This window comes from Chelatococcus sp. GCM10030263 (genome assembly GCF_042666455.1).
Lineage (GTDB): Bacteria > Pseudomonadota > Alphaproteobacteria > Rhizobiales > Beijerinckiaceae > Chelatococcus.
In genome coordinates this window covers 718,153-734,368 of record NZ_JBHTDB010000002.1, presented here as the reverse complement: position 1 = coordinate 734,368, position 16,216 = coordinate 718,153, and the positions used below count along the sequence as shown (strand labels likewise).

Sequence of the window (16,216 nt, the reverse complement as noted above, 5' to 3'; positions counted from 1 at the left end):
GGAGCCGGCGAGCTTCATGTAGTGTTGCAAATCAGTGACACAAGAGGGCATCGAGAGGAGATCGTGATCGCTGTGATCGCGCCGCATCCCTCGGCGCCCGGATCGTGCCGGACCATCAGCCGGAGCGAACCATCAGCCGCTCCATTCAAAGGTGAGCATTGGAACTGCCGGGAGCAATAAAAAAGGGAGAGCACGATGCTCTCCCTTATCTCGGTCAGCCGCTGGAGGCACTCCGGGGAAGCGATCCGAAGATCACCCCCGGGGTGCGATCAATCCGTCAGAGGCAGGACGCTCTCGTCGCTCTCGGTGTCTTCGCCCGCGGGTCGACGCTTCGGCCGGCCCCGTGTGGCACGGGGCGCGGGCGGCGCTGCCGGCGCGTCGGCAGCCGTCGCTGCCTTGCGGCGGCGCGTCCGAGGCGCAGGCGCTTCGGCTTCTTCCGGAGCAGCTGCCGCTTCGTTGACACCACCGTTTTTGGGTGCCCCACGCGCGGCGACCTTCGTCTGATTGGCCGCCGGCCTCTCATCCGCGACATCGCCGTCATCGTGGTCGGTGGAGATCGGCTGCCGTACCGGCGATGTCAAGAACGCGGGCAGGACGCCCTGGCCGTTAGCCGCGCCGTTCTCGCCGGCATGATGCTCGGCGGGAGCGTCGTTGCGCCGCCCGCGGAAGCGCTCGCGCCGGTCTTGACGCGGCTCTTGCCGCTGGTCTTGGCGGTCCTGGCGTTCGGGCCGGTCGCCGCGATCCTGGCGATCACCGCGCTGGTCGTCTCGCGCCTGGTATTCGGCCCGGTCCGGACGCTGATAATCCTGACGCGGGTAATCTTGCCGCTGGTAATCTTGCCGCTGCGGGTCCTGTCGCTGGGCGTCTTGCCGCTGCGGGTCCTGGCGCTGCGGATCCTGACGGTGGTGATTTTGGCGATCCCCGCGATCTTGACGGTCACCACGATCTTGACGGTCACCACGATCCTGGCGCTCGCCCCGGTCCTGACGCTCGCCGCGCGGCTGATAAGGCTGCGGCGGCGCATAGGGCTGCTCGTCATAGGGCGCGGCGCGGAGATCGGGCTGCGGCGCGCCATACTCCTGCACGGAGGGTGCGCCATAGCCGAAGCCGCCGTCGTCTACAGCCTCGCCGTCCTCGCGATCGTCGTCGAAGGGCCGCTGCAACGTGCCGTAGGTCTGTTGGTATTGCGCCTGCGCAGCCGCGATGATTCGATAATAATGCTCGGCGTGCTGAAGGTAGTTTTCAGCCGCCACGGGATCGCCGGAGGCCTGCGAGTCTCGTGATAACTGCGCGTATTTTTCAGCGATATGTTGAGCAGTCCCCCTGATCTTCACATCCGGCCCATTGGACTCGTATGTCCGCGTCAAAGGATTGGGGCCTTTACGATTCCTGCCCCGCATGCGCCTGTTTTGACCTGGTCTCATCGACTATCTCTTATGGATAAACAACATACGCGCGCCGCAACAGCCCGCGTTTCGAAACGCTGGACCCTCGTACAGAGGGCGCGCGCATTCGGTCAGCGCCACAGCTGAAACCATCGAAGGCTTAGTCAGCCATCCTCGTGTTCATAGTGCGGATGCCGATCCCAAGGCGATACGACACGGTCTCACGAGCGATGCATGGTAGAACCAACAGCCAGCCTGCAACTTCAAGCCGCTCGCCATTCAGCGCACCGGAGATTTTTCTTCGCGCTAGCTACGGAGGTCTACCTCCCGCGGATCCGATAGGATCTTTCCGACCCTTGATCTTGTGCCGCTGAGCGCGATTCCTGAAAGTCACCCTAACGACTTTACCGTATTCCGCCAAGCCATTTTTGCAAGCCCGCCTTCGGGATCAGCCCGGTGTTCAGTGCGGTATCTCACAGCGATGTTGCACAAACAACACGCTCGATACCACTGAGATCGTGCGCAACGCAACTGTTTACAAGGCCCATCTGCCCCATCAGCGCACAAACCTGCGGCGCCTGCCCGGCGCCTACTTCCAGAACCAGGCTCGCAGAGGGCGTGAGCAGCGGCGTGACCTCGGCCGTGATGCGCCGATAAGCCGCAAGCCCGTCAGGCCCGCCGTCCAGAGCAAGCTGCGGATCATGCAGCCTGACCTCCGGCGCCAATTCGCCCACGGTGGCGGTTTCGATATAGGGCGGGTTGGAGACCACGAGGTCGAAGCGCCCGGCCAGCGGCCGAGCCCAATCACCGACTACGAAAAGGGCGCGGTCGCCGACGCCGTTGGCCTGCGCATTGCGGCGTGCCGTCGCCGCCGCCTGCGGCGAGCGGTCGACCCCAACGCCCCTCGCCTGCGGCAATTCGCTCAAGAGCGCCACGAGAATGCAGCCCGTGCCGGTGCCAAGGTCGAGAATGCGCGGGGCCGGCCTGCCCGCGACAGCGGCCAACGCGGTTTCCACCAGTGTTTCGGTCTCCGGTCGCGGCACGAGCGTTGCCGGGGACAGAAGAAAGGGCATGCCCCAGAACTCCTGCATGCCGCGGATGCGCGCCACCGGCTCGCCGCCAAGCCGCCGGGCTGCAAAGGCGGCGAGCTGTGCGGCGCTTTCCCCTAGCGCCTTCTCCGGACGGGTGGCGAGTTCAGTCGTCGTGATGGCGAGCGCCTCGCAGAGCAGCACGCGAGCGTCGAGCGCCGGCGTCGCGAGCCCTGCGGCATCGAAGGCGCGCGCCAGAAGACGGCGCGCTTGCGCCCGCGTCATGGCAGGCGTCAGCGCCGGAGGTTGCGCGCCGGCCGCGCTCATTCCCCCTCGGCGAGGAGCGCCGCCTGGTGGGCCGTCGTCAGCGCATCGATCACCTCGTCGAGCGCCGTGCCCGCCATCATCTCGTCGAGCTTATAGAGCGTGAAGCCGATGCGATGGTCGGTCACCCTGCCTTGCGGGAAATTGTAGGTGCGAATGCGTTCGGAGCGGTCGCCCGAGCCGACCTGGGACCGCCGGTCGGCGGCGCGCGTCTGCGCAAGCTGCTGGCGCTCCATGTCGAAAAGCCGCGAGCGCAGGACGGCCATGGCCTTGGCGCGATTGCGGTGCTGCGACCGCTCGTCCTGCACGACCACGGCGAGGCCGGTCGGCAGATGCGTGATGCGCACAGCCGATTCCGTCTTGTTGACGTGCTGGCCGCCCGCGCCCTGGGCGCGCATGGTATCGATCTTGAGGTCGCTCTCGTCGATGGCGATGTCGACCTCCTCGGCCTCGGGCAGCACGGCGACCGTCGCCGCCGAAGTGTGGATACGGCCGGAGGCTTCCGTATCGGGCACGCGCTGGACGCGATGGACGCCCGATTCGAATTTGAGGCGGGCGAAGACACCGCGACCGCGGATCTCGGCCACCACCTCCTTGTAGCCGCCCATCGTGCCCTCGCTTTCCGACAGGATCTCGACCTTCCAGCCCTTGAGATCGGCATAGCGGGAATACATCCGGAAAAGATCGCCGGCAAAGAGCGAGGCCTCGTCACCGCCCGTGCCGGCGCGCACTTCGAGGATGGCACTCTTCTCGTCGGCCTCGTCCTTCGGGATGAGCAGGAGCCGCAACGCTTTGGCCGTTTCCGCCACGGCGGCGGCGGATGCCGGCACCTCCTCTTCGGCGAGCGCCCGCATCTCCGGATCGGTTTTGGGATCGGCGAGCAGCGCCTCGATCTCTTCGGCATTGCGCCTTGCCGCCTCGAAGGCCTGGATCGCCGCCACCACGGGCTCGAGCTCCGCGAGCTCCCGCGACAGGGCCACGAAAGTGTCGGGAGCCGCGCCCTCGGCGAGCGTCGCTGTGAGGATGTCGTGGCGTTGCAGGATGGCCGCGAGCTTGTCCGGCGGAACCATCGTCATTGAATCGGTCATGAGAAAGAGGAGATAAGCGCAGACGCGCGTGTTCGCCAGAAGCTTGCCGGTACCGTCATGAAGGCGGCCCCGCTAAACCGGCAGACCGTGAGCCGCGGCGAAAGCCGCCAGCGCCGGACGCAGGCTCCCCGTCTCGCCGGAGGCGAGCAGGGCCTCGATTTCACCGCGCAGCGCGCCCGTATCGAGCGCCAGCAGCATGGCCTTCACGGGACCGACAGAGGCGGGCGTCATCGAAAAAGCCCGGTAGCCGATGCCGATCAACGCCATAGCCTCCAGCGGCCGACCGCCGACCTCGCCGCAGAGCGTCACCGGACAACCGTGGGAAGCGGCACCGTCGACGATCGATTTCAAGGCCCGCAGCGCCGGCACGCTCAAGGGATCGAATCGATCCGACACCTGCCGGTTGTCACGGTCTGCCGCGAAGAGGAACTGCAGGAGATCGTTGGAGCCGACCGACAGGAAATCCGCGTGCCGGGCGATCTGGTCGATCTGGAAGACGAGCGACGGCACCTCGACCATGACGCCGAGCGACACGGAGGTGGGTTCGGCATGGCCATATTTGCGCAGATAGGCCTGTTCGCGCCCGACCATCGCCTTGGCGCGCAGGAATTCCTCGACGGTCGCGACCATCGGGAACATGACCTTCAGCTGATGACCGGCCGCCGCCTTGAGAAGCGCCCGCAGCTGGGCGCGCAAGAGGCCCGGGCGGTCGAGGCCGATGCGGATCGCCCGCCAGCCCAGCGCCGGATTTTCCTCCTCCACGGCCTGCATATAAGGCAGGATCTTATCGCCACCGATGTCGAGCGTCCGGAAGGTGACCGGCGCGCCCTGCGCCTCGGCCAACACCTGACGATAGAGCACCTGCTGTTCGCTGCCGGTAGGCAGGCGCTCGGACACCATGAACTGCAGTTCGGTGCGGAACAGGCCGATACCCTCGGCGCCCGTCTCCGCCAGATTGGGCAAGTCGACGAGAAGCCCGGCATTGAGCAGCAGCTGGATGGGGACACCGTCGCGCGTGACCGACGGCACCTCGCGCAGCGTGCGGTACTGCTCCTGGCGGCGGGCCCTCAGCCGCGCCTTTTCCGCATAGGCCGCCTCGACATCCGGCGGCGGACGGATCTGCACGTCGCCGACCCCGCCGTCGACGATCATGGCGTCACCCGTCTCGACGAGGCTCGCGACGCCCTCCACCCGGCCCACCGCGGGAATGCCGAGCGCTCGCGCGACAATGGCGATATGGCTCGAAGGGCCGCCCTCCTCCAGGACGAGCCCCCGCAACCGCCCCCGGTCGTAATCGAGCAGGGCCGCCGGCCCCATGGACCGGGCGACGAGAATGGCGTTCTCCGGCAGTTCCTCGCGGGCCGCGCCGCGGCGGGCACCGACCAGCACATGCAGCAGGCGGTCGGCGATGTCTTCGAGATCGTGCAGCCGCTCGCGCAGATAAGGATCGGTCTGCCGCAGGATCTTGGCGCGCGTGTCGGACTGAATGCGCTCCACCGCCGCCTCGGCTGTCAAGCCTGTCATCACCGCCTCGCGAATGCGGCGGATCCAGCCCTTGTCGTTGGCGAACATCCGCACCGTCTCCAACACGTCACGGTGCTCGCCGTGATGGGCGACATCGCCACGCTCCAGGAGACGATCGATTTCGGTGCGCACGACGGTGATCGCATCCTCGAGGCGCTTGACCTCGCTCTCGACATTCTCGGCGATCAGATCCTTCACGACCACGCGCGGCTCGTGCAGGACGACATAACCGAGCCCGACCCCGTCCGACAGCACCACGCCGCGCTGATGGAAGGACCGGCGGATCGCGATGTCCGCGCCGGGGCGCGCCAGCGCCTGCAGCTCACCCGAGGCGATCATCTCGGCGATCACCATGGCGGTGATCTGGAGCGCCTCGATCTCCTCCTCGTGGTAGACGCGATGCGTCTTGTTCTGCACGACGAGGACGCCGAGCGTGTTACCGGCCCGCAAGATCGGGACGCCGAGAAAGGCGTGATAGATCTCTTCGCCGGTCTCCGGCTTGTAGGAGAAGGCCGGATGCGATTGGGCGTCGGAGAGGGCGAGCGGCTCGGCCTCGCGCGCGATAAGGCCGACGAGGCCCTCGCCAGAGCTCATCGTGGTGAGATGCACCGCTTCCCGATTGAGGCCCTCGGTCGCATAGAGCTCGAGCGTTCCATCCGTGCGCATGACATAGACGGAACAGACCTCGGCGACCATGTTGGCCGCGATCAGAACAACGATGCGATCGAGCCTATCCTGCGCGCTGACCGGCTCCGCCATAACCTCGCGGAGACGACGCAACAGGACGCGCGGGCCACCGAGAGCGCCTCGCATCAGCCTGTTCCCGTTGAACGTCCCGCAGTGCGCGGGCTAGTCAGCGGCCAACCGCGCCGGCGAACCCATTTCGCCGGTGCCTGGCACGCCTGAGAGACCGTTGGTATAGCCACCGAATTCGCGACCTCGCAACCCGCCGCCTGCACAATAGCTCATCTCGCCTTCCCTGGGGCACGGCATCGAGCGACCGGCCTCGTGGCAGCATCGGGCCGATCATGCCCAGTCACCGATTCGGTTTGTCAGAGCTTAACGCAGAACTGGCCGGCTCACCCAACGGGGTGTTCAGCCCATAATTTCGGCGCCGCGCAAGTCGCCCCGGCTCGGCTCGCCGCTCACTGCGGCTTGTCTAATCCATAAAGCGAATGGAGCGTGCGTACCGCAAGCTCCGTATAGGCGGAATCGATCAGCACTGAAAATTTGATTTCGGAGGTCGTGATGGCGCGAATGTTGATGCCCTTTTCCGCCAAGGCTTGAAAGGCCCTCGCGGCGACGCCGGCATGGCTGCGCATGCCGATGCCGATGGCCGACACCTTCACCACGTCGGTGGCGCCCTGCAGCGTGGCGAAGCCGATGCGGTCGCGCGCGCCTTCCAGAATGGCCTTGGCGCGTTCGAAATCGGCCGAGCCCACCGTGAAGGTGATGTCGGTCGTCGTCGTGTCGTCGGAGACCACCTGGATGATCATGTCGACATTGATGTTGGCCTCGGCGAGCGGCACGAAGATGGCAGCCGCCACGCCCGGCTTATCGGCGACGCGCCTCAGCGTGATCTGCGCCTCGTCCTTGGAATAGGCGATGCCCGTGACGACATGGTTTTCCACGATGTCCTCCTCGTCGCAGATGAGCGTGCCCGGTTTCGGATCGGACGGATCATCGAAGCTGGAGCGTACGAATGTCGTGACCCTCTTGGTGAGCGCAAGCTCGACCGAGCGGACCTGCAGCACCTTCGCGCCGAGGGAGGCCATTTCCAGCATCTCCTCGAAGGAGACCCGGTCGAGGCGCCTCGCCTGCGGCACGATGCGCGGGTCGGTCGTGTAGACGCCGTCGACATCCGTATAGATGTCGCAGCGGTCGGCGGCGATGGCGGCGGCGAGCGCCACCGCGCTCGTGTCCGATCCACCACGACCGAGTGTGGTGATGCGCCCGCTCGGCTCGTGAAGGCCCTGGAAGCCGCAGACGACCGCAACCTCCTTGCCTCCGCTCACGCGTGCGATGAGCCTCGTACCGTCGATGCCGGTGATGCGCGCCGCGCCATGGGCGCCGTCGGTCAGGATCGGCACCTGCCAGCCCTGCCAGGAGCGGGCCATGATGCCCATCTCCTGGAGAGCGATGGCGAGAAGGCCGGCCGTGACCTGCTCGCCGGAAGCGACCACCGCATCATACTCGCGCGCATCGTGCATGGGCGCGGCCTCGCGGCACCAGCCGACGAGCTCATTCGTCCTGCCCGACATGGCCGAGACCACGACCGCAACCTCATGGCCAGCATCGGTCTCGCGCTTCACATGCCGGGCGACATTGCGAATGCGATCGACGTTGGCGACGGAGGTTCCGCCGAATTTCATAACCAGACGGGCCATGCGAGATCTGACGATTCAGCTTCGACCGGGGATTGCGAGACGCCCGCCAGCATCGGCCGCTATGGCCGCCCGGCGAAAGGCGGGTATACATGACGGGGTGGTCCGCCTCTGTCAACGCACGCGATGATTGGTGGAAGCGCGGCCCGCAAACGCGCTTAAGAAGCTATTTCATGGGTCGCATGGAGATGACGATGACTGGGGCGGATGACAGATCGGCGGCTGGTCGCCCCCCGTCCGAAGGTCATGGCCCCCGCCAGGACACGCTCGATCCGGCGGAGGTGGCGCGCTTCGACCGGCTCGCCGAGAGCTGGTGGGATCCCGAGGGCCCGATGCGGCCGCTCCATCAGCTCAACCCGTTGCGGCTCGGCTATATACGCGATGCGATCGGCGCGCATTTCGGACGCAATGTCCGCAGCCCCAAACCCTTCGCCGGCCTGACCCTGCTCGACATCGGCGCTGGCGGTGGCCTGCTTGCCGAGCCGCTCGCGCGCCTGGGCGCCGAGGTCACCGGGCTCGAACCCGCCGCCGCCATGGCCGCGGCGGCACGCCGCCACGCCGAACAGGGTGGGCTCTCCATCGACTACCGCAGCGAAACGGTGGAAGAGGTCGTGGCGCGTGGTGAGCGCTTCGACGTGGTGACCGCCATGGAGGTGGTGGAACATGTCACCGACGTCCGCGCCTTCGTCAGGGCGGCCTGTGCGGTGACGGGCGACGACGGCCTCCTCGTTCTCTCGACGCTCAACCGGACTCTGCGGTCTTTCGCGCTGGCCATTGTCGGCGCCGAATATGTCCTGCGGTGGCTGCCGCGCGGCACGCATGACTGGGAGAAATTCGTGACGCCGGAGGAGCTCGCGGACGCCGTGGCCGCCGGCGGGCTCACCGTCGCCGACCGCACGGGCGTCATCTACAACCCGCTCTCGGCGAATTGGCGGCTCTCCGGCGACATGAGCGTCAATTATATGCTGACCGCCAAGCGGGCCTGAGACCAGCAGACGCATCCTCTATAGGGCGCCGCTCTTTCGCACCGGGCCTGATCGCAAAGGGTCCGGGTGGGGCAGACTTGCGCCTGCCGCAGAGCGCCCCGCCGGAGAGCTACATTGCGCCCTTCGCCCGACCGTGGTTCTGTCGCGCCCGCCCCTACCCGCGAAGGCCATGTCTCCAAACGCCTCATTCCTCCAGCGCGCCGCGCCTGCGGTCTTCGTCGTCATTTGGGCGACGGGCTTCATCGTCGCCCGTCTCGTCTCGCCCCATGCCGAGCCCTTGACCTTTCTCGTTGCTCGCTTCGGACTGACCATCCTGGTGCTCGCCGCGATCGCCATCAGCCTTCGCCAGTCCTGGCCGACGACCTGGGCCGGCTGGCGCAACGCGCTCGTGGCCGGCGTTCTGATGCAGGGGCTTTATCTCGGCGGCGTCTTCTGGTCCGTGCGGCACGGCCTGCCGGCGGGCATCGCGGCGCTCGTGACGAGCCTGCAGCCGCTCCTGACCGGCATTCTCGCGACGCCCCTTCTCGGCGAGACCGTGACGGCGCGGCGCTGGCTGGGCATCGGCCTCGGCTTCATCGGGGCAGCCGGCGTGCTGGCCCCGAAGCTCGGCGCCGGCCTCGAGCCGCTGCCGTTGGCGGTCTGTTGTGCCTCCATGGCATCCATGACGCTCGGCACCATCTGGCAAAAGCGGACAGGAACCCCCGGTCATCTCGTCAGCGGCGCGGTCATTCAATTCCTCGGTGCGCTCGCCGTGATCGGGCCGCTGGCGGGCCTTACGGAAGCCGGCCAGTTCGACAACACCTGGCCCCTGTGGATCGGCCTTCTCTGGTCCGTGTTCGGCCTTTCCGTCGGGGCGATCCTCATCCTGCTCGCGCTCCTGCGGCGCGGCGCCGTCGCGCAGGTCGCCGCCCTGCTCTATCTCGTCCCACCGGTCGCCGCCGTGATGGCCTTCGTCTTCTTCGGTGAGACGCTGACCGTTATCCAGATCGCAGGGATGGCGATTGCGGCGGCCGGCGTGGCGCTCGCGAGTCGCGCGTGAAAGCCGGGTCGGCCGGTCCGATAGGAAACGGTCCTCAGGTAAATCCGGCCGTCCGTCAGGTCGCCTGAAGAATTGTTAGGAAATGGTTAATGAAGAGATGGAATATGGCAAAGCCCGCAGTTCCAAGGCTTTTCGTGCCGCTGCGCTGCCGCAGCCGAGGGGGCAAAATGAAAAAACTCCGGCTTCAGGGCTGCAGACATCCCCAGCCTATGGTATCCCGGTAGAGTTGCTAAGCCGGCATAGGGAGCTGGGCCTTCCGTCGCCTGTGCGCAACTTGCCGCCCCTCACCGCAGCATCAGGAACACTCAATAAATCATCAGAAATCGAGTAAAAACGGAGACGTTTTCGATATTATGCAATCCAAACAGCATACGTCAGCCAAATGGGCAGCAACTTGCGGTATATATCCATAAGAAAATGCCGCCGATCGGGGCAAAATATTGAGCTTTTCCGTTCGCGTTGCACGCCGGTCTTCGAGGCGTGCGCGTCACGCCACGCGGGCATGCATCCTGTCCTTTAGCGTCCCGGCGTTCACATTCGAGCGGAGGCCAATAAATGGACAGCTTTCCAGAGGCTGCCATCCACCGAGTGTCCTGGCCTGATGGCGGGCGCGAGATTCGTATCGTGCGGCACGCCGGGGAGCCGTGGTTCGTGGCCGCAGACATCTGCCGGGCGCTCAACCTCTTCGTCAATCGCCGTGGTGAGCTGAACGTCACGTTGGCGCTCGCGCCGGTGAAGGCCGATGATAAGCTTCTGGCACGGTTGGAAACGAGCCCGAATACGTTCCGCCCCTACACTCGCTACATGCTCATATCGCCGCGCGGACTGGTTCAACTTCTGACCGCGTCGGGCAAGGCCCCGGCCGAAAATGTGCCTGCCGCTTTCCAGACGATGATCGAGGCGGCATTCACCGTGATGCGGGACGTCATCGGCGGGCAGCCGGCCCGCGACGAGGACGAGGCGGACGCGCAACAGCGCAAAGCCTGAAGCTCTTTTCGCCTTCCTCGATCGCGAAAAGAGCTCCCGATACGCGATTGACCGCGTTTCTTTCGGCCAACCGGTATCCACTTCGCTCGAAAAATACTCTCGGCGGCGAAAGGCTGACAGCGGAGCTTATCTTCTCCGGCCGATCGCCTCGGAGTCTATCGGTCCGATCGCCTCAACCGCGGGCGAGTGCGCGCCGGACGGCGGCGCGCAGATCGCCGAGCGAAAAGGGCTTGATGAGAAGGTCGGCGACCTGATTCTCAAGCCCCTTGATGCGCTCCTGTTCGTCGGCAAAGCCCGTCATCAGGAGCACGATGAGCTCGGGAAACTCCTGCTTGGCGGCAACCGCCAAGGCGATGCCATCCATCAACGGCATGCGAATGTCGCTGACGAGCAAGGTAAAGCTCCCGCCTGCGGCCTTGAGCTGCTCCAAGCCGTCCAGCCCATCGACCGCGGTCTCGACGCTGTGGCTGTCGAGCTCGAGCCCGCGCTTCAGGAACCCGCGAACGCCGGCCTCGTCGTCAACGAGCAGGATGCGCGCCATGGTCAGTGGGGCTCCCCGCCATCCGCGATAACGCCGACAAAGGGGAGCTCCCTGTAGGCGTGGGCCACGTCCATGCCGTAGCCCACCACGAAGAGATCGGGGCAGGCGAAGCCGACGAAATCGGCATCGATGGTCACGGCGCGCTTGTGGGGCTTCTCCAGGAGCACGGCGCACATCACCCGGCGCGCGCCGCGCGCCGCCAGCAGATCCTTGGCGAAGGCGAGCGTGCGCCCGGATTCGAGAATGTCGTCGACGAGAAGCACGTCCCTGTTGCGGACGTCGCTGTCCACATCCTTCAGGATCTCCACCTGACCTGACGAGTGGGTGGATTTGCGATAGCTCGACAGATGCACGAACTCGACCTGCGGCGCGAGGCCGACATGGTGCAGGCAGCGAATGAGGTCGGCCGCGAACATGAAGCTGCCCTTCAGAATAGCCACGACCAAAAGGTCACGCGGCGCGGCGGCGGCGACGGCGGCAGCCATCTCCTCATTGCGCCGGGCGATCGCGTCGGCCGCAAAAAGCACCCGGACCGGTCGGCGCTCGCCCCTGTTCGGGCCGGATCCCTCGTGAGCCTCGCCGCTCATCACGCCTTTCATTCCCATGACTTTCTTTCTAAGGACTGCTGCGCCGCCGGCGATGCGGAGGGGCGCCTCGGTCGCTAGCATAATCAGCGACAGGCCTGGGGGATAGCCGCCGATCGGCTCTTCAGACGACGTCGCGTGCGGCTGGCAAGCGATGCCGCGCGCCGTAGTCGCGGCAATCAGGCCTTGCATCGGCGGCTGAGGTCGTCAGCATGGCGAATCAGGAAGGTGGCATCGCGGCCGGCTTAAGCATCAGGCCGATCAGGTACAAGGAGGGCAGGACGGGTGGTCCGCTTTGACAATGTCGGACTACGCTACGGCATGGGGCCCGAGGTTCTGAAGGATCTGACCTTCGCGATCGAGCCGCGTTCGTTCCAGTTTCTCACCGGCCCGTCGGGCGCGGGAAAGACCACCTTGCTGCGCCTCATTCTCCTGTCGCTCAAGCCGACACGCGGGCTGATCAGCGTATTCGGGTCGGACGTGTCGCTGATCGCGGGGGAAGCCCTGACGCTCTTGAGACGACGCATGGGCGTCGTCTTTCAGGACTTCCGCCTCCTCGATCATCTGACGACCTATGAGAACGTTGCCCTGCCGTTGCGCGTGCAGGGCAAGGAAGAGGCGAGCTACCGGGCGGAAGTCGTCGAACTGCTGCGCTGGGTCGGGCTGGGCGAGCGCATGCATGTGCTTCCCCCGGTGCTTTCGGGCGGCGAAAAGCAGCGCGCCGCGATCGCGCGCGCGCTGATCGTCCGGCCGGAGCTTCTGCTCGCCGACGAGCCGACCGGCAATGTGGACCCGAGCCTCGGGCGGCGTCTCCTGCGCCTCTTCATCGAATTGAACCGCCTGGGCACATCCGTCATCATCGCCACGCACGATCTCGGATTGATGGACCAGGTCGACGCCCGCCGGCTCGTATTGGCCGAGGGCAGGCTGCACATCTACGATTGAGGATGATGACCTTTTCCGCCGATACGGGCCAAGCGGAGCGAAACCGTCGACCGAAAGGGGGCGACGCCGAACTCGGACCGTTGCCCGAGGCCCTGAAACGCAATCAGTCGCTTGTGCCGAGCGATTCGTCGGCGGGCCGCGCGCTCGTCACCGTCATCGCCATTCTCACCTTTCTCGCCGCGCTCGCCGCCGGCGCCGCCCAGCTCGTCGCCAGCGCCTCCGCCGACTGGAATTCTTCGGTCGCCCGCGAGGCGACCATCCAGGTCCGTCCCAATCCGCAACGCGATATCGAGGCGGATGTCGCAACCGCCGCGGATATCGCCCGCACCGACGTCGCCGTCGAGATTGTCCGCATCTATTCCAAGGCCGAAGCCGAAAGTCTGCTCTCGCCGTGGCTGGGAAATTCGCTCGATCTCGTCGAGCTGCCGGTGCCGCGGCTCATCGTGCTGACCGTCAAGGCAGGCGCCCATCCCGACTTCGTCGCCTTGCGTGCCAAGCTCGAAGCCGCCGTGCCCGGCACGACCGTGGATGATCACCGGGCCTGGATCGCGCGGCTTTCGGCCATGGCCAATACAGTGGTTCTCGGCGCGCTCGTCATCGTCGGCCTCGTGCTCACGGCGGCAGCGCTCGCCATTGCCTCGGCCACGCGCGGCGCGGTGGCCAGCAACAAGGAAATTCTCGAGGTGCTGCATTTCGTCGGCGCCGACGACCGCTTCATCGCCCGCGAATATCAGCGCCGGTTCCTGGGGCTCGGCCTCAAGGGCGGGCTCCTCGGCAGCGGCGCGGCGGTCCTGTGCCTCGCCATCACCGGGATGGCAGCCAATTACTGGCGTGCGAGCCCGGGCGGAGACCAGATCGAGGCGCTCTTCGGCACCTTCGAGATCGGATTTTGGGGTTATGCCGCGGTCGTGGCGATCGCGGTTGTCGTTGCCTGCGTCACGGCTGTCGTGTCGCGCCTCACCGTGCAGCGCCACCTGCGCAGCCTCACGTGAGATCCTCGATGCACCGCTTGGTCCAGCTTGGCCGCCCCCGCATTGCCTCATTCAGCGATATTTTTAACAATTGGGCGTTGAGTCTCGGTGGCGATGGTGGAACGTCCGGAGAAGCGTTCTCATGACGGACGGATTGGCGATTGGGAGCACGAGGCGGCCTTTGCACATCGGGCGACTTCTACGGCTGATCGGCTTTGCCGCGCTCGGTCTCATTTTCATCCTGCTGGGGGGCGGATTTCTCACCTTCGTCCACCGCATGAACAGCTATCCCGCCGGCAGCCGCGTCGAGGCCGACGGTATCGTGGTGCTGACCGGCGGCGCGCAACGCATTGCCGAGGCTGCCGAGCTTCTGTCGCACGGCCGTGCCAAGCGCATGCTCATCACCGGGGTGAACCTGCGCACCAGCCGCGAGCAGATCGTCGCCCTCAATACCGAGCTCACGCCGCTCGTCGACTGCTGCGTCGACCTCGACTACCGGGCGCGCAACACCATCGGCAACGCCATCGGCGCCCGACGCTGGATCCTGCAGAACGGCTTCGGTTCGGTGATCGTCGTGACGTCGAACTATCATATGCCGCGGACGCTGGTCGAACTCGCCAATGCAGTGCCCGGGGTGAAGCTCGTGCCCTATGCGGTCGAACATGCCCCGACCGATCGCTGGTGGCACGATCCGGGCACCGCCCGGCTCCTCTTCACCGAATATGTGAAATATCTGGCTGCCTCCTTGCGCACGGTCGTCGAGACGGACCCGGAGCATTCGCGCATGGCGGTCGTCGTCGGCGGCCGCAAGCCGGCGCTGAAAGGCCCGATGCCCGTCGAAACCGACTAGCAGCGGGACCAAATATCGGAATCGAGGCATCGCCGGCTCTATCCAGCCGATAGGGGGCTGGGGTAAGGCTGTCGCCACGGGCCGGCTCGCCCGCCCCCGATCTCCGGACCATGCCGATCAGGCCACCGATGCTCGTGTTGCGCTCGCTCCTTTTCAACATCGCCTTTTACGCCAATCTTATCGCACGGCTCGTCCTTTACGTGCCGCTGCTCGCCATGCCTCGCCCTTGGCTGCGGGCGGCCGTGCGCGACTGGGCCCGCTCCTCGCTCTGGCTGATGCGGGTCATCGCCGGCATTTCAGTGGAATTCAGGGGACAGGAGAATATTCCGCAGAGTGGATTTCTCATCGCGTCAAAGCACCAGTCGGCCTGGGAGACCTTTGCCCTTTTCGCGGTCTTTCCCGATTCGGCCTATGTGTTGAAGCGCGAACTCGCCCTCATCCCGTTTTTCGGCTGGTACACGCTCAAGTCCCGGATGATTCCGGTGGATCGCACCGCTGGCGCCGCAGCCCTCGCGACAATGACGGACCGTGTCGGCGAGGAGATCGCAAACGGCCGCCAGGTCATTATCTTCCCCGAAGGAACGCGTAGGCCGGCCGGGGCACCACCTGACTATAAATTCGGCGTCGTCCAGCTCTATCACCGGCTCGGCGTGCCCTGCCTGCCAGTGGCGCTGAATTCCGGGCTTTTCTGGCCGCGGCGCAGCTTCATTCGGCGGCCCGGGACCATCGTTGTCGAGTTCCTGCCCGTCATTCCCGCCGGGCTGACGCGTTCCAAGTTCAGGACCCTGCTGATCACGCGGATCGAAGACGCCTCGGACAGACTGCTCGCCGAGGGCCGGGCCGCAAGTGGCATGCCCCGGGGCAGAGAAGCGGTCCATACGGCGTGAGCCGTGGTGTCGTGCGGCTACGGCTCCTCATCGAGGGCCGCCACGAGCCGCGTCAGCAAGGGATCGTGCACGCCGAGATCGATGAGGTGCCGGTGGGTGTTGCGCACATATTCCGGATTGCGGCCGGACTGGCCGATGCCCTGCCGGACGAGGCGCACCACCTCCGCATCGCTCAGGCGCCCGGCATATTGGGGATGCCGGCGATCGGCCACATAGGTGAGCGCGGTGGCGCTCTCGCCGTCCGGGAAGGTCACCCGGACATGGCGCTCGACATAGACGGCGGTCGCCTGCTCGCGCGCCCGCAGATAAGCGATGGTCTCAGTCGCATCGCCGGCCGCCACCCGGAAGGCGAGCCCAAGGCAGGAGCCGCCGCGGTCGAGGCCGAGGACGAGCCCCGGCCGATCCGCCGTTCCGCGATGCACATGCGAATAGATGCAAAGCGCCCGATGAAAGCCGCGCACCACCGCCCGGCGCTGCTCCAGGAAGGGAAAGCCCGGCCGCCACATCAGGGATCCGTAGCCGAAGACCCAAAGCCCCGCCGAGCGTCCATCGAGCGCCGGCGGCCCGGCCGGCGCCCCCGGTTCCTCCTGTCGCAGCGATTGCGGCGCCACTGAAGGGTCAGCCATTGCGCTCATATCCGTATAGGCGGCCTGCAGCCCGTATCAGCCGCTGCATGGTCCTGCAATGTCCGGA

15 protein-coding genes are annotated in these 16,216 nt (G+C 66.0%); 7 read left to right on the top strand and 8 right to left on the bottom strand.

Annotation, left to right across the window (positions count from 1 at the left end; translation table 11 throughout):
- Window positions 1-269 precede the first annotated feature (269 nt).
- From ACFQU1_RS03290 to ACFQU1_RS03270, 5 genes are all read right to left on the bottom strand, one after another.
- Window positions 270-1,400 (bottom strand): DUF4167 domain-containing protein, encoded by a 1,131-nt coding sequence (locus ACFQU1_RS03290; protein WP_378129177.1) that lies wholly within the window; start codon window positions 1,398-1,400, stop codon window positions 270-272.
- Between the two features lie 458 nt (window positions 1,401-1,858).
- Window positions 1,859-2,740: a peptide chain release factor N(5)-glutamine methyltransferase gene (gene prmC, locus ACFQU1_RS03285; RefSeq protein WP_378129175.1), complete on the bottom strand. Its 882-nt coding sequence runs from the start codon at window positions 2,738-2,740 to the stop codon at window positions 1,859-1,861.
- Entirely contained in the window at window positions 2,737-3,813 is a 1,077-nt protein-coding gene (prfA, locus tag ACFQU1_RS03280; protein WP_378129173.1) for a peptide chain release factor 1, read from the bottom strand. The genes prmC and prfA overlap by 4 nt, the downstream gene beginning before the upstream one ends.
- 84 nt (window positions 3,814-3,897) lie before the next feature.
- Window positions 3,898-6,162 carry a phosphoenolpyruvate--protein phosphotransferase gene (gene ptsP, locus ACFQU1_RS03275; RefSeq protein WP_378129171.1) on the bottom strand — a complete coding sequence of 755 codons (2,265 nt, stop codon included), beginning with the start codon at window positions 6,160-6,162 and terminating at the stop codon, window positions 3,898-3,900.
- A gap of 332 nt (window positions 6,163-6,494) precedes the next feature.
- Window positions 6,495-7,736, bottom strand: coding sequence for an aspartate kinase (locus ACFQU1_RS03270; RefSeq protein ID WP_378129169.1), 1,242 nt, complete (start codon window positions 7,734-7,736; stop codon window positions 6,495-6,497).
- A gap of 191 nt (window positions 7,737-7,927) precedes the next feature.
- On the opposite strand from ACFQU1_RS03270, the gene ubiG reads away from it, so the two are divergent.
- The 3 genes from ubiG to ACFQU1_RS03255 all read left to right on the top strand — a co-directional run bounded on the left by ubiG (window position 7,928) and on the right by ACFQU1_RS03255 (window position 10,745).
- Complete coding sequence (ubiG, locus tag ACFQU1_RS03265) at window positions 7,928-8,719, top strand: bifunctional 2-polyprenyl-6-hydroxyphenol methylase/3-demethylubiquinol 3-O-methyltransferase UbiG (protein WP_378129167.1); 792 nt, start codon at window positions 7,928-7,930, stop codon at window positions 8,717-8,719.
- Between the two features lie 169 nt (window positions 8,720-8,888).
- Window positions 8,889-9,758: a DMT family transporter gene (locus ACFQU1_RS03260; protein ID WP_378129165.1), complete on the top strand. Its 870-nt coding sequence runs from the start codon at window positions 8,889-8,891 to the stop codon at window positions 9,756-9,758.
- Between the two features lie 651 nt (window positions 9,759-10,409).
- Window positions 10,410-10,745 carry a hypothetical protein gene (locus tag ACFQU1_RS03255; RefSeq protein WP_378129163.1) on the top strand — a complete coding sequence of 112 codons (336 nt, stop codon included), beginning with the start codon at window positions 10,410-10,412 and terminating at the stop codon, window positions 10,743-10,745.
- Between the two features lie 172 nt (window positions 10,746-10,917).
- Here the strand turns inward: ACFQU1_RS03255 and ACFQU1_RS03250 are convergent, their stop codons facing one another.
- Both ACFQU1_RS03250 and hpt read right to left on the bottom strand, forming a co-directional pair.
- On the bottom strand, window positions 10,918-11,286 hold the full coding sequence (locus ACFQU1_RS03250) for a response regulator (protein WP_378129161.1): 369 nt from the start codon (window positions 11,284-11,286) through the stop codon (window positions 10,918-10,920).
- A gap of 2 nt (window positions 11,287-11,288) precedes the next feature.
- Entirely contained in the window at window positions 11,289-11,873 is a 585-nt protein-coding gene (gene hpt / locus ACFQU1_RS03245) for a hypoxanthine phosphoribosyltransferase (RefSeq protein WP_378129159.1), read from the bottom strand.
- 318 nt (window positions 11,874-12,191) lie between these two features.
- Here hpt and ACFQU1_RS03240 point away from each other — a divergent pair, with 318 nt between their 5' ends.
- The 4 genes from ACFQU1_RS03240 to ACFQU1_RS03225 all read left to right on the top strand — a co-directional run bounded on the left by ACFQU1_RS03240 (window position 12,192) and on the right by ACFQU1_RS03225 (window position 15,523).
- On the top strand, window positions 12,192-12,815 hold the full coding sequence (locus tag ACFQU1_RS03240) for a cell division ATP-binding protein FtsE (RefSeq protein WP_378129757.1): 624 nt from the start codon (window positions 12,192-12,194) through the stop codon (window positions 12,813-12,815).
- A 5-nt stretch (window positions 12,816-12,820) separates the two neighbouring features.
- Window positions 12,821-13,807 (top strand): cell division protein FtsX, encoded by a 987-nt coding sequence (locus ACFQU1_RS03235; protein WP_378129755.1) that lies wholly within the window; start codon window positions 12,821-12,823, stop codon window positions 13,805-13,807.
- Window positions 13,808-13,967: 160 nt separating this feature from the next.
- Entirely contained in the window at window positions 13,968-14,636 is a 669-nt protein-coding gene (locus ACFQU1_RS03230) for a YdcF family protein (RefSeq protein WP_378129157.1), read from the top strand.
- A 110-nt stretch (window positions 14,637-14,746) separates the two neighbouring features.
- The gene (locus ACFQU1_RS03225) at window positions 14,747-15,523 is read left to right on the top strand and encodes a lysophospholipid acyltransferase family protein (protein ID WP_378129155.1); all 777 of its coding nucleotides are present in this window, start codon (window positions 14,747-14,749) and stop codon (window positions 15,521-15,523) included.
- A gap of 17 nt (window positions 15,524-15,540) precedes the next feature.
- Here ACFQU1_RS03225 and ACFQU1_RS03220 read toward each other — a convergent pair whose 3' ends face one another.
- A complete protein-coding gene (locus ACFQU1_RS03220) occupies window positions 15,541-16,149 on the bottom strand; it encodes a gamma-glutamylcyclotransferase (protein ID WP_378129153.1) in 609 nt (202 codons plus the stop codon).
- Between the last annotated feature and the right edge of the window lie 67 nt (window positions 16,150-16,216).